This is a genomic window from Chryseolinea lacunae (assembly GCF_016735595.1).
Classification (GTDB): domain Bacteria; phylum Bacteroidota; class Bacteroidia; order Cytophagales; family Cyclobacteriaceae; genus Chryseolinea; species Chryseolinea lacunae.
In genome coordinates, this window is the sequence record NZ_JAERRB010000006.1 from 266,856 (window position 1) to 279,795 (window position 12,940).

At 51.2% G+C, this 12,940-nt stretch carries 11 protein-coding genes; 6 read left to right on the plus strand and 5 right to left on the minus strand.

Annotation, left to right across the window (positions count from 1 at the left end; translation table 11 throughout):
• Positions 1–12: 12 nt before the first annotated feature.
• The 3 genes from JI741_RS18990 to atpC all read left to right on the plus strand — a co-directional run bounded on the left by JI741_RS18990 (position 13) and on the right by atpC (position 3,140).
• Positions 13–1,230, plus strand: a complete 1,218-nt coding sequence (locus JI741_RS18990) for a sensor histidine kinase (RefSeq protein WP_202012577.1) — start codon at positions 13–15, stop codon at positions 1,228–1,230.
• A 146-nt stretch (positions 1,231–1,376) separates the two neighbouring features.
• Complete coding sequence (atpD, locus tag JI741_RS18995; protein WP_202012579.1) at positions 1,377–2,885, plus strand: F0F1 ATP synthase subunit beta; 1,509 nt, start codon at positions 1,377–1,379, stop codon at positions 2,883–2,885.
• A 12-nt stretch (positions 2,886–2,897) separates the two neighbouring features.
• Positions 2,898–3,140: an ATP synthase F1 subunit epsilon gene (atpC, locus tag JI741_RS19000; RefSeq protein ID WP_202012581.1), complete on the plus strand. Its 243-nt coding sequence runs from the start codon at positions 2,898–2,900 to the stop codon at positions 3,138–3,140.
• Between the two features lie 90 nt (positions 3,141–3,230).
• Here the strand turns inward: atpC and JI741_RS19005 are convergent, their stop codons facing one another.
• From JI741_RS19005 to JI741_RS19015, 3 genes are read right to left on the minus strand one after another with little or no spacing between them, the layout of a single operon-like run.
• Positions 3,231–3,869 (minus strand): HEAT repeat domain-containing protein, encoded by a 639-nt coding sequence (locus JI741_RS19005; protein ID WP_202012583.1) that lies wholly within the window; start codon positions 3,867–3,869, stop codon positions 3,231–3,233.
• Between the two features lie 42 nt (positions 3,870–3,911).
• On the minus strand, positions 3,912–4,223 hold the full coding sequence (locus tag JI741_RS19010; protein WP_202012585.1) for a DUF6787 family protein: 312 nt from the start codon (positions 4,221–4,223) through the stop codon (positions 3,912–3,914).
• Between the two features lie 7 nt (positions 4,224–4,230).
• Entirely contained in the window at positions 4,231–4,932 is a 702-nt protein-coding gene (locus JI741_RS19015; RefSeq protein WP_202012587.1) for an RluA family pseudouridine synthase, read from the minus strand.
• Between the two features lie 407 nt (positions 4,933–5,339).
• Here JI741_RS19015 and JI741_RS19020 point away from each other — a divergent pair, with 407 nt between their 5' ends.
• Complete coding sequence (locus tag JI741_RS19020; protein ID WP_202012589.1) at positions 5,340–5,912, plus strand: Uma2 family endonuclease; 573 nt, start codon at positions 5,340–5,342, stop codon at positions 5,910–5,912.
• 15 nt (positions 5,913–5,927) lie between these two features.
• Here the strand turns inward: JI741_RS19020 and JI741_RS19025 are convergent, their stop codons facing one another.
• Positions 5,928–7,517 (minus strand): peptide chain release factor 3, encoded by a 1,590-nt coding sequence (locus JI741_RS19025; RefSeq protein ID WP_202012591.1) that lies wholly within the window; start codon positions 7,515–7,517, stop codon positions 5,928–5,930.
• A gap of 221 nt (positions 7,518–7,738) precedes the next feature.
• On the opposite strand from JI741_RS19025, the gene JI741_RS19030 reads away from it, so the two are divergent.
• Both JI741_RS19030 and dnaK read left to right on the plus strand, forming a co-directional pair.
• Complete coding sequence (locus tag JI741_RS19030) at positions 7,739–8,710, plus strand: aldo/keto reductase (RefSeq protein WP_202012593.1); 972 nt, start codon at positions 7,739–7,741, stop codon at positions 8,708–8,710.
• Between the two features lie 178 nt (positions 8,711–8,888).
• Entirely contained in the window at positions 8,889–10,814 is a 1,926-nt protein-coding gene (dnaK, locus tag JI741_RS19035; RefSeq protein WP_202012596.1) for a molecular chaperone DnaK, read from the plus strand.
• Between the two features lie 63 nt (positions 10,815–10,877).
• On the opposite strand, the gene JI741_RS19040 is transcribed toward dnaK, so the two are convergent.
• The gene (locus JI741_RS19040) at positions 10,878–12,848 is read right to left on the minus strand and encodes a S9 family peptidase (protein WP_202012598.1); all 1,971 of its coding nucleotides are present in this window, start codon (positions 12,846–12,848) and stop codon (positions 10,878–10,880) included.
• Positions 12,849–12,940 lie beyond the last annotated feature (92 nt).

Sequence of the window (12,940 nt, forward strand, 5' to 3'; positions counted from 1 at the left end):
TTTCAAATCGCAATGGGCAAAAAGGGCACAATTCCGTCGCTTGACTTCTATCAGAACAACTCCAACATCAAGTGGGTGGTGCTGGTGGCCTCGGTGCTCATCAGCATCGGGTCTATCTATTACACCAACATTCTGGTAGACCAGCTGAAGGAACGCGAGCGGCAGCAGGTGCAGCTCTATGCCAAAGCCATCGAATACACCGCCAACGACGAAGGCACCGGCGACGTGAACTTTATTGCGCAAGAAATTCTCTTTCAAAACAATTCCATCCCCATCATCCAGGCGGGCGACAGTGGCAAAGTGCTGGCCTCGCGCAACGTCGACATTGGCGACACCTGGACCGAGAAACGAAAAGCCGCTTTTCTGAAAGAGGAAATGGATGTGATGCGCGAAACCTACGAGCCCATCACCGTGACCCTGCGCGATCCGCAAACCGGCGAAGTTTTTGGAACACAGTTCATTTACTACAAAAACTCCTTCCTGCTGAAGCAGCTCATTGCCTATCCCTATATACAATTGTCGGTCATTGCCATTTTTGGCTTCATCGCCTACCTGGCCTTCAACTATTCGAAGGCGGCGGAGCAAAACCGTGTGTGGGTGGGGCTGGCCAAAGAAACCGCGCACCAGCTGGGCACACCGTTGTCGTCGCTCATGGCGTGGGTGGAGGTGTTGCGCGACGATCCCTACATGAAACAGAAGGGCACGGTAGAGGAATTGGAGAAAGACATCCAGAAACTGAAGATCGTGACGGAGCGCTTCTCCAGCATCGGCTCCATCCCTACCCTGAAAAAAGAAAACGTGGTGTCGCTCATCAACAACGTGGTGAACTACCTGCGGCCGCGGGTGTCGTCGAAAGTGAAAATGGAGGTGTTCACACTGTCGGAAAATATATTTGCCAACGTGCACGCGCCTTTGTTTGAGTGGGTGATTGAAAACCTGTCGAAAAACGCGGTCGACGCCATGGGCAACAGCGGCCTCATCGCCATCAAGGTGTTGCGGGGCAACGAGGGCAAAATCTTTATCGACATTTCGGACACGGGCAAGGGCATTCCGCGATCCAAGATCGACCATGTGTTCCGGCCAGGGTTCACCACCAAGAAACGGGGCTGGGGGCTGGGGCTCACCTTGGCCAAACGCATCATCGAAACCTATCACGACGGCAAAATTTTCGTAAAATCGTCGGAAGAGAACCTGGGCACCACGTTCCGGATCGTGCTGAACGCGGCCTGAGGGGACGTTCCGTTCGCGCCGGTTTCAAAAGGATTGACAGGCTTTAAACAACTGTCAATAATTCGTATTCCGGCCTTTGTTCTTCGTCCATAAACGGCTACTTTTGCGGTCGATTTTAAGACCTTAATTTCAAAAACCAGATAAACATGGCAAATATTGGTAAGATCACTCAGGTAATCGGTCCTGTGGTAGACGTTGCCTTCGATGGCGAAGGGGCTAAACTCCCGAACATCCTTGATTCTCTTGAAGTTACAAAAGCTGACGGCACTAAAGTAGTATTGGAATGCCAGCAGCACCTTGGCGAAGACCGGGTGCGCACCATTTCGATGGAAGGTACCGAAGGCCTTGTGCGTGGAATGAAGGTGACCGATAAAGGTGCTCCTATCCAAATGCCCATTGGCGAAGACATTAAAGGCCGCCTTTTCAACGTGGTGGGCGATGCTATCGACGGCATCAAACAACCCAAAGGCACAAAAACACTCCCTATTCACCGTGCTGCCCCGCTCTTCGAAGATCTTTCAACTGCCACAGAAGTTCTCTTCACCGGCATCAAGGTAATCGACTTGATCGAGCCCTATGCAAAAGGTGGTAAAATCGGATTGTTCGGTGGTGCCGGTGTAGGCAAGACCGTATTGATCCAGGAACTTATCAACAACATCGCAAAAGCATACTCAGGTCTTTCCGTATTTGCCGGTGTAGGCGAAAGAACACGCGAAGGAAACGACTTGCTCCGCGAAATGATTGAAGCCGGTATCGTGAACTACGGCGACGAATTTATGAAGTCGCTCCACGCCGGTGGCTGGGACCTCTCGAAAGTAGACGAAGAAAAACTGAAAGACTCTAAAGCAACCTTCGTGTTCGGTCAGATGAACGAACCTCCCGGAGCCCGTGCCCGCGTGGCCCTCTCTGGTTTGACGGTAGCTGAATATTTCCGCGATGGCGATGGACAAGGCAAAGGCCGCGACATCCTGTTCTTTGTGGATAACATTTTCCGTTTCACACAAGCAGGTTCTGAAGTATCGGCCCTTTTGGGTCGTATGCCTTCGGCCGTAGGATACCAGCCCACGCTGGCCACCGAAATGGGTGCCATGCAAGAGCGTATCACGTCGACCAAGAACGGTTCCATCACATCGGTGCAGGCCGTATACGTTCCCGCCGATGACTTGACCGACCCTGCTCCTGCCACAACCTTTGCTCACTTGGATGCCACCACGGTATTGTCGCGTAAGATCTCCGAGCTTGGTATCTACCCTGCCGTGGATCCTTTGGACTCTACCTCACGCATTCTCCGTCCGGAGATTGTGGGCGAAGAGCACTACAACACGGCACAGCGTGTGAAGAGCATTCTGCAACGCTACAAAGAATTGCAAGACATCATCGCCATCCTGGGTATGGACGAATTGTCGGACGAAGACAAACAAGTGGTGCACCGCGCACGTCGCGTGCAGCGCTTCCTGTCGCAGCCCTTCCACGTGGCCGAAGCCTTCACCGGTTTGAAAGGTGTGTTGGTAGACATCAAGGATACCATCAAAGGATTCAACGCGATCATGGACGGCGAATATGACTACCTCCCCGAAATGGCGTTCAACCTTGTGGGTAGCATCGACCAGGCCGTAGAGAAAGGCCAGAAGATGATGGCCGAAGCAAAAGGATAATAACACTGACACATGCATCTTGAGATATTAACTCCCGAAAAAAAGGTCTTTGAAGGCGAAGTAACGCTGGTCACTTTTCCCGGCGCTGACGGATCGTTCCAGGTGCTGGATCATCACGCACCGCTCATCAGCTTGCTGAAAGAAGGCGTGGTGGAATACAATGGAAAAGAAGGCGCCAACAACGTCACCATCACGGGCGGGGTTGTTGAAGTGCTGAAGAACAAAGTGATCTTGCTGGCCACCGGTGTGGTGTAACTGGCCTAAGGAAACATCACGATCATAAAAGAAAAGCTCCGGAAACCCCGGAGCTTTTTTCGTTTCTAATGAATGTCAGTTCTGCCAAAATCAAATCAGGTTGTGCCGTTGCTTTATGGCTTCAATGGCATAGAGCGCTGAGTGTTTCACATCGCGCTTCCGGCTCTTTGCATGTTTCTCCAGAAACGGCAGCGCGCGGGGTGTTCCTGTTTTGTGCAACACACCGTTTGCGTAGATCAGTTCATAGGAGCTGTCGCTGGTGTCGAGAATCTGTAGCAGGGTTGTTTCTGCGGCGGCATCGTCTGTGTTTGTGAGGGCGCGGATTGCCGCATAGCCCACCTGCCATCGCTTGTCGTGCGTGGCAGCAATGAGCGCGGTGAGGTCTGTGCCGGTTGGCTTCTCCAGATGGGCGAGGCGGTCGAGCATGGCGCTGAGCACATACTTGTCTTTTTCTCTTTCGATCCGATCAATCAAGAACTGCGCGGTTGCTTGGTCGCCAACATTTTTTGCGACATGTCCCAGAATGAAATAGGCGGCGTCTCGATTCTTTTTGTCCTTTTCATTTTCAATGAATGTCATCAGCTGAGGAATGAGCGTGCGATCGGCAAGCTTCTCGGCTTCGCGGTGGGCCTTCCACGAAATGGTGGTGCTGCTGTCGAAGCCCGGCGCCATGATGTGGTCGTTTTTGTCGTTCATGCGCTCCACCAGGCTTTGGAGTATGCTGTCCATCGGCAAATGTTTTAAAGTGATGGGTCGCTTAGGAGATTTGTGTCATTTCTTCGAGCGCCCTAGAATGCGATTGAAAAACCGTTTTTCGAATTCCCAGAAGAAGGTGAACTGGCCAAACAGAAAACCATAGGCCAGCAGAATAACATTGTAGAGGGGAAGGATAAAAATATAATACAGTATCGTGGCCAGGGTGGAGTCGCCGCTATCGCCGGCCAAAAAATGAAGGATGGGTTTCTTGATGAACAATACGGTGAAACCCGTGCAGGCAAACACCACCAGCACCATCACCACCTGGAAGGCGCTGCCCAACTTCCACTTCTGCTTCAGTCTCTCGATCCAGGAGGTTTGTTCCATCGCGGTTTTACGTTTGATCAAATTTTGCGAAATATTTCCACATACCCATAACGGGCACGGGCGCCTCCAGGGTTATGGGTTCTTTTTTTACAGGGTGAACAAACGACAGCCGGCGGGCGTGCAGGTAGATGCTGCCATCGTCGTTGGGCGTGTCGTCTCCATACTTCACATCGCCTTTTATGGGGCAACCCATGCCCGCCAGCTGCGCGCGGATCTGATGCGAGCGTCCGGTCACAGGGTTGACTTGCAGCAGCCAGTGACCTTCGGTGGTGCCCAGCACTTTATAGCTCAGCTCCGAGCGCAGGGCGCCCACGGTTTCTTTTTTGTAGAGCGTGGTCTTGTTTTTCTTCTCGTCTTTCTGAAGCCAGTTAATCAGCGTGCCTTCTGGTTGTGGAGGCTTCGCGCGCACAATGGCCCAATAGGTCTTCTCGGTTTCTTTCTCGCGAAACAACGCATTCATCCGCTCAAGCGCCTTCGACGTTCGCGCCAGCACCACCACGCCGCTCACAGGCCTGTCGAGCCGGTGCACCACGCCGAGAAAAACTTCGCCGGGCTTGCCATACTTTTCCTTGATGTAGAGCTTGCCCAATTCGGCCAGCGGCACATCGCCGGTTGCATCGCCTTGCACCAAAATGCCGGGAGACTTATTAACCACCAGCAGGTGGTTGTCTTCGTAAATGACGGTGAAGGGAACGCTGCGCTGTGCCATCAGGATAGAATGAAATCAAACATCCGAAATGTTGGGGGAATTAAAAAGCGAGCGATATCAAATAGAAAGCGCATGATTTTTTAGAACAAGCGTTGTTACTCGCGAACACTGTAGGATATGCATAATTTCATTTGCATAACCTCCCAAAAAATCCGGGAACGTCGTGACTTCATCAAACGTTTTTTTGTAACTTGAATCATCCCTCCAGTAACGTTTCAAATATGAAGGCATCGAACACCGATCCAATTAACAGAAAAGGGAAAAATCAGATCCTCTGTTTTGCCCCTGCTTGATTTGGACTTTAAAAGAATTTTTAATCGAAGAAAACCGACGAACAATCCCTAGTCGTTATAGGGCTAGATAGATTTGAACAAGAACACATTTTTGATCCTCCAAAAATTTTCAAGATGAAGACATCCCAAACAAACCATACAAAAGGATGGACCGCAGATAACTTTCTTCTTCTCGAAGAGACTAACACACCTTGTGAGTTAATTAACGGAGAGATCATTATGAGTCCAAGTCCGCTATTGCTTCACCAGCTCGTTTCTGGTAATCTTTATGATGTTTTGAAAATTGAAGCCAGGAGAACTGGTGGGCGAGCGATCTATTCACCCATAGATTTTCATATCGATAATCGAAATGTTTTTCAACCCGATTTAATTTTTGTGAGAAAGGAAAATTTGCATGCGCTGAGTCTTCGGGGTGTGACCGGCGTTCCTGATCTTGTCGTTGAAATCATGTCGCCCCCGAACGCTCATATCGACAAAAATTTCAAGAAGAAAACTTATCTCGACATAGGGATTTCGGAGTATTGGATAGTTGACCCTGTCCGGAGAGTTTTAGAAATCTTCACACCGCAATCAGGCCCGGCCCAGCCCAAATTTCGCCTCGTTGAAAGGGGCGAAATATCATCAACTATTTTATCCCATTTAAAACTCAGGTTTGAAGATTTGTTTATCGATACAGAAATCGAATAACCGCACCACAAATCACTAATCCTTAAACTCCGACGTGAAGTGAAACTGAATGTCCGGGAAATTGTCCTGCACCATCTGAAGCCACGCGCGTGACTCGGCCATGAACACCAGCTTGTCGTCTTTGTCGCGCGCAATGTGGCGTTGTTTGGAGTCGATGAACTCGGCGAGCTTCTTGGGATCTTTGCTGCTGATCCAGCACGCCTTGTAGATGTTCTGCGGAACAAATTGTGCGGTGGCACTATATTCATTCTTCAACCGAAACTGAATCACTTCAAACTGCAGGGCGCCCACAACGCCAACCACTTTTTTCTTGCCTAGCTCGTAGGTGAACAACTGTGCCACACCTTCTTCCATCAATTGCAGCAAGCCTTTCTCAAGCTGTTTCGTTTTCATGGCGTCCATGTTCACCACTTCCTTGAAAATTTCGGGCGAGAAGCTGGGGATGCCGGTGTACAAAAGTTTTTCTCCTTCTGTCAGTGTGTCGCCAATCTTCAGGTTGCCTGTATCGAATATGCCCACGATGTCGCCGGGCCAGGCTTCGTCAACCGTCTCACGATCTTGTGCCATGAAGGCCGTGGCGTTTGAGAAGCGTAAGTTTTTTTGTTGACGCACATGGTAGTAGTTGCTGCCGCGCTCAAATTTTCCGGAGCAGATGCGAACAAAGGCAATGCGGTTACGGTGCTTGGGGTCCATGTTGGCGTGGATCTTGAACACAAAGCCACTGAATTTATTTTCTTCAGGCTCCACAATGCGCAAGGTTGTTTCGCGCGGCACAGGCGTGGGCGCGATGCGTATGAACGTGTCGAGCAATTCGCGCACACCAAAGTTGTTCACGGCGCTACCAAAGAAAACCGGCGCCACTTTGCCCGACAAATATTTGTCAACATCAAAATCGGGATACACACCTTCGATCAACTCAACGTCGGCCCGCAATTGTTTGGCGTTGGTTTCGCCCACATAGCTGTCGAGCACCTCGTCGTGTATGTCGCTGATCTGAATTCTTCCCTCCTCTTCCACCTTCGTTTTGCTGGGGGTGAAGAGCGTGAGACTTTTTTCGTAGAGGTTATAAACGCCCTTGAATGTTTTTCCCATGCTGATGGGCCAGCTCAACGGACGCACTTTAATATTCAATTTCTCTTCCACTTCGTCGAGCAACTCAAACGGGTCGCGGCCTTCGCGGTCGAGCTTGTTGATGAAACAGATCACGGGCGTGCTGCGCATGCGACACACCTCCATGAGTTTTTCGGTTTGAATCTCCACACCTTTCACACAGTCGATCACGAGAATAACACTGTCAACCGCGGTGAGTGTGCGGTAGGTATCTTCGGCAAAGTCCTGGTGACCCGGGGTGTCGAGGAGGTTGATTTTTACATCCTTGTAATTAAAGCCCATCACCGAAGTGGCTACAGAGATGCCCCGCTGCTTTTCAATTTCCATCCAGTCGGAACGGGCGTGGTCTTTGATCTTGCTGGACTTCACCGCGCCTGCCTTTTGGATAGCACCTCCAAACAGGAGCAACTTCTCCGTGAGGGTTGTTTTACCGGCATCGGGGTGACTGATGATGCCGAAGGTTCGGCGTTTTGCTATTTCTTGTTCCAGACTCATACGCAAATAAGAAGGCGCAAAAGTAAGCAAAAGTTCTTATCCGGAAGGACCGGAAAAATAGCGTCGTGTGCACAGGCCACACGTGGGAACCTATACACGCCTGGCTGTTGAAGTTTGCCCTATTTTATTCCGACTATTTTTTATCCTGAAAAACGATAACCAATTTAGGCTCCCGTTTCGCAGAACGGCAGGATCGAAAACAACCAACAACCCTAACTAAAATGCAATACAGAAGATTTGGAAGAACAAACTGGGATGTGAGCGAGATTGGCTATGGCATGTGGGGCCTTGCCGGGTGGACCGGCAGCGAGCAAGCCGAGGTGGAGCGCGCACTCGACAAGTCCGTTGACCTGGGCTGCACGTTTTTTGACACCGCCTGGGGCTATGGCGCCGGTGTGAGCGAAGAAATTCTCGGCCGCCTCATCAAACGGCATGGATCGAAGCGACTTTATTTTGCCACCAAGATTCCACCCAAAAACTTCACCTGGCCATCCCAACCCGGCTTCACGCTGGAGGAATGTTTTCCCGCCTCCCACATCATTGAATACACCGAAAAGAGCCTCAAGAACCTGCATGTGGAGTGCATCGACCTCCAACAATTTCACGTGTGGGAAGACAGTTGGGCCCACCACGACGAGTGGCAGAAGGCCGTGGAAAAACTGAAGCAGCAAGGCAAGATCAAACACATGGGCGTGAGCGTGAACCGCTGGGAGCCCAACAACGTGCTCGACACGCTGAAGACAAACCACATCGACGCCGTGCAGGTGATCTACAACATTTTCGATCAGGCCCCCGAAGACCTCTTGTTCCCGCTCTGCCGCCAGCTCGACATCGGCATCATTGCACGTGTGCCGTTTGACGAAGGCACGCTGACAGGCATGCTGACAAAAGAGACCGTGTTTCCGAAAGACGATTGGCGATCGACCTACTTCGTGCCCGAAAACCTGAACTCAAGCGTAGACCACGCCGAAGCCCTGAAGCCGCTCATTCCTCCCGGCATGACAATGGCCGACCTGGCGCTGCGGTTTATCCTGGCCAACGACGACGTACACACCATCATCCCCGGCATGCGCAAAATCCGGAATGTGGAAGCCAACCTCGCCACCAGCGACGGAAAGCGCCTGGAAGAGTCGCTCCGCATCGCGCTGAAGGATCACCGCTGGGACAGAACGCCAACATCGTGGTCGCAATAGCCTCGAAAAGCCTGTCAGGTTTTGAGGATGCCTTCTGCGATATTATGGCCATACGATGGTGAAAAGAGGGAAAATTTACTGTCAATGTGTCATTTTTTAGCTTTTAAAAGGCCTTGGCATAACGCTTGAAGAGAGGGATTCTACAAACAATTAGAAACTCTTAAAACTGAACAATATCATGGGAAAAATTATCGGTATAGACTTAGGAACCACCAACTCTTGCGTAGCCGTCATGGAAGGCAATGAGCCTGTGGTGATCGCCAACAGCGAAGGCAGGAGAACCACTCCGTCTATCGTTGGCTTTTTGGACAACGGTAAGGGAGAGCGCAAGGTAGGTGACCCGGCAAAACGCCAGGCTATCACCAATCCCAAAAACACCGTGTCTTCCATCAAACGCTTCATGGGCAAAAAATTCGATGAAGTATCGGAAGAAAAGAAAATGGTATCCTACCAGATTGAAGCGGGCAACAACAACACCGTGCGCGTGCGCATTGGCGACCGTCTCTTCACCGCACAGGAAATCTCTGCGATGATTCTTCAAAAAATGAAGAGCACTGCCGAAGACTACCTGGGCACCACAGTGACCGAAGCCGTTATCACCGTGCCTGCATACTTCAACGACGCAGAACGTCAGGCAACAAAAGAAGCCGGACAAATCGCAGGCCTGGATGTGAAACGTATCATCAACGAACCTACTGCCGCCGCCTTGGCCTATGGCCTCGACAAGAAAAACAGCGATATGAAAATCGCCGTCTACGACTTGGGTGGTGGAACGTTCGATATCTCGGTGCTCGAATTGGGCGACGGTGTGTTTGAAGTAAAATCTACCAACGGTGATGTACACCTCGGTGGCGACGACTTCGACATGCGCATCATGAACTGGCTGGCCGACGAATTTCAAAAAGAAGAAAACGTTGACCTGCGCAAAGATCCGATGGCACTGCAACGCTTGAAAGAAGCGTCTGAAAAAGCAAAGATCGAATTGTCGAGCTCCATGGAAACCGAAGTGAACTTGCCGTACGTGACGTCGGTAGACGGTGTGCCCAAGCACTTGGTGAAGAAATTGAGCCGCGCAAAATTTGAACAACTGGTAGACGACCTCGTGCGCAGAACTCTTGAGCCTTGCCGCAAGGCCGTTCAGGATGCAGGCATCAACGTGTCGCAAATTGACGAAGTGATTCTGGTGGGCGGTTCAACCCGTATCCCCCGCATCGTTGACGAAGTAGAAAAATTCTTTGGCAAGAAACCTTCCAAAGGTGTGAACCCCGACGAAGTGGTGGCCGTAGGTGCTGCTATCCAAGGCGGTGTGTTGACCGGTGAAGTGAAAGATGTGTTGCTGCTGGACGTTACTCCGCTTTCGCTGGGTATCGAAACCATGGGCGGCGTGTTCACAAAACTGATCGAATCGAACACCACCATTCCTTCGAAGAAATCGGAAGTGTTCTCGACAGCGTCCGACAATCAGCCTTCGGTAGAAATCCACGTGTTGCAAGGTGAACGCCCCATGGCAAAAGACAACCGCACCATCGGACGTTTCCACCTCTCTGAAATACCCCCGGCACCCCGCGGCATTCCGCAAGTAGAAGTAACGTTCGACATCGACGCGAACGGTATCCTCCACGTGTCGGCCAAAGACAAGGGAACAAACCGAGAACAGAAGATCAGAATTGAAGCCTCTTCGGGACTGACGGATGCCGAAATTCAAAAGATGAAGCAGGAAGCTCAGGCCAACGCCGATGCCGACAAGAAAGTGAAAGAGACCGTTGAGAAAATCAACCAGGCCGATTCACTGATCTTCCAAACTGAAAAACAGTTGAAGGAATTTGGCGACAAACTTTCAGACACAAACAAGGGCGCCATCAGCAGCGCACTCGACAAACTGAAAGAAGCGCACAAGGCTCAGGACGGCCCCGGCATCGACGTTGCCATGGAAGCACTGAACAACGCCTGGAGCGCAGCGTCAACAGAAATGTATAACGCAACCAACGCAGGCGGCCAGGGTGCACCTAATGCAGGTGGCAACCAAAATGCCGGCGGTTCATCTTCGGATGCCAACAACGTTTCGGATGTTGAGTACGAAGAAGTGAACGACAACAAAAAATAATTTTCAATAGTTTAATGGTTCAAGTGAAGAGCCCTTCGGAAACGAAGGGCTCTTTTTTTTGCACTACTTCAAATACGTTTCAAACCATTTCCAGTAACGCTCATAACGATCTTTCCAGTAGCTCGGCACTTTCAATCCATGATATTGCGTGGGATAGATCACCATCTGTGTGGGCACACCCAGCGACCGCAGCGCCTGATACATTTGTTCGCTTCCTGCGGCGGGCACGTTGAAATCTTTTTCACCCACCATATAGAGCGTAGGCGTTTTTATTTTTTCGATGTTGAGAAACGGATACGACACTTTCATCCATTTGTCCATGTTCTTCCACGGCACACCCAACTCCATTTCATATTGCTGCACATATTGATCGGTGCCATACATCGACAGTTGCAGCGCGCTGCCCGCCCCGCTGGCCGCCGCTTTGAAGCGTGAGTCGGTGGCGGTGGTGTAGTCTGTCAGAATGCCGCCATAACTCCATCCGCCAATGCCCAGACGCGCGGGGTCGGCCACGCCGGTTTTGATGAGATAGTCAACACCGGCGAGCAAGTCCACCACTTCCTTGTTTCCCCAGTCGCCAAAGATGGCACGCGAAAACGCATAGCCCTTGCCGTTGCTACCCCGGTAGTTGATGGCGGCAACCGCGTAGCCTTTTGCCGCCAGCATCTGCGTTGTCATGTCGAATTCATATTCATCCTGGGCCACGGGGCCACCGTGAATCCACAACAGCAACGGAAGTTTTTTTCCCTTGGGCGCGCCGTCGGGTCGGTACAGAATGCCACCCACTTCGATGCCGTCTTTATTTTTGAACGTGAACCCTTCGGCGGTTGCAAAACGATGAGACTTCACAAAGGCATCGTTGTGATGGGTTAGTTTTTTGAAGTTGCCCGCTTCAAGAACATACAGTTCCGGTGGGCTGGCCGTTTCGCTCATCAACACCACCGACTTTGAATCTGTGAGCGGAAGCACATCGGTCACACTGCGATCGCCGGCGGACCGTCTGGTGTTTTGTTTCGTGGCCACATCAAACTCCATAACATAACGTTGCCGATCGTCTTCAATCAACGCGAATAGCGAGCGACCATCTTTCGACCATTCCGGATTTGTTACCGGGCGGTCCAGCGTTTTTGTTAACAACACAGGCTCTCCACCCGACACCGGAACGATGGCGAGGTGTGCTTCATCATACGTATCCCACTCGGGCGAAATAGAGCGCAGATAGGCAATGTGTTTTCCATCCGGGCTCCACATGGGTTTGCGATCAAAGTCGACCCACGTGGTGAGTTGTCGTGGCTTGGCGTGGGCTTTGGCTTCTACAATCCAGATGTCAGTGTTGAGGTTCCGGTCGGGATCGGCAGTACGGTTGCTGGTGAAGGCAATGTGTTTTCCATCGGGCGACCACACGGCGTCTGACTGATCGAACTTGCCCGTCGACAGCGTGTCGAGTTTTTTAGTTTCCACATCATAGACATACAGGTGCGTGTGAAAATGCTGGAGATAGCCGTTGATGTCTTCCTTGAAATGATAGCGATCGATCACGATGGGCTTCGCCGGTTTATCCTTAGCGGTGTCGGCCTTTGGATCTTCGTCTTGAATGAGGAACAGAATTTTTTTAGCATCCGGGCTCCAACGATAGTCGGCGATGGCTGCCTTGAAGGTGGTGAGTTGCCGGGCCTCTCCCCCGCGCCGGTCGAGCAACCAAAGCTGATTCTTTTCCTTTGCCTTTTCGCGACCGGAAAGAAAACTGACGTACTTGTTGTCGGGGCTGAATCGCGACTGGCTCTCGTCTTCTTCCGAATAGGTAAGTTGCACGGCATCGCCACCCTCGGTGGGCACCATCCATATGTTGTCGTCGTAGGTATCGCGTGCAGAGTCGGGCGATGTGAGTGTGTAGGTCACCCATTTTCCATCGGGCGACACGTCGGGACTCTTCACAGCATGAAGATGATAGACATCCGATGGCCGCAACAATCTCTGTCCCGAAGCTGCCACGGTAAGCAGCCCGAACGACAAGAGCAAAAAACATTTTCTCATAGGTCAGGATAGGTTATGGCAGTAAGATAGGGCATATTTTTACTTCTCTGAAGCCGCCCGTCACCAACTAAAAAAAAATCCCATGGAGTGTT

What these genes read in the sequence shown, in the direction of transcription:
- JI741_RS19005 (WP_202012583.1), bottom strand. Translation starts at nt 3,869, where the DNA reads ATGGACAGCATACTCCAAAGCCTGGTGGAGCGCATGAACGACAAAAAC.
- JI741_RS19030 (WP_202012593.1), top strand. Translation starts at nt 7,739, where the DNA reads ATGCAATACAGAAGATTTGGAAGAACAAACTGGGATGTGAGCGAGATT.
- JI741_RS19010 (WP_202012585.1), bottom strand. Translation starts at nt 4,223, where the DNA reads ATGGAACAAACCTCCTGGATCGAGAGACTGAAGCAGAAGTGGAAGTTG.
- JI741_RS19040 (WP_202012598.1), bottom strand. Translation starts at nt 12,848, where the DNA reads ATGAGAAAATGTTTTTTGCTCTTGTCGTTCGGGCTGCTTACCGTGGCA.
- atpC (WP_202012581.1), top strand. Translation starts at nt 2,898, where the DNA reads ATGCATCTTGAGATATTAACTCCCGAAAAAAAGGTCTTTGAAGGCGAA.
- JI741_RS19025 (WP_202012591.1), bottom strand. Translation starts at nt 7,517, where the DNA reads ATGAGTCTGGAACAAGAAATAGCAAAACGCCGAACCTTCGGCATCATC.
- dnaK (WP_202012596.1), top strand. Translation starts at nt 8,889, where the DNA reads ATGGGAAAAATTATCGGTATAGACTTAGGAACCACCAACTCTTGCGTA.
- JI741_RS19015 (WP_202012587.1), bottom strand. Translation starts at nt 4,932, where the DNA reads ATGGCACAGCGCAGCGTTCCCTTCACCGTCATTTACGAAGACAACCAC.
- JI741_RS19020 (WP_202012589.1), top strand. Translation starts at nt 5,340, where the DNA reads ATGAAGACATCCCAAACAAACCATACAAAAGGATGGACCGCAGATAAC.
- JI741_RS18990 (WP_202012577.1), top strand. Translation starts at nt 13, where the DNA reads ATGGGCAAAAAGGGCACAATTCCGTCGCTTGACTTCTATCAGAACAAC.
- atpD (WP_202012579.1), top strand. Translation starts at nt 1,377, where the DNA reads ATGGCAAATATTGGTAAGATCACTCAGGTAATCGGTCCTGTGGTAGAC.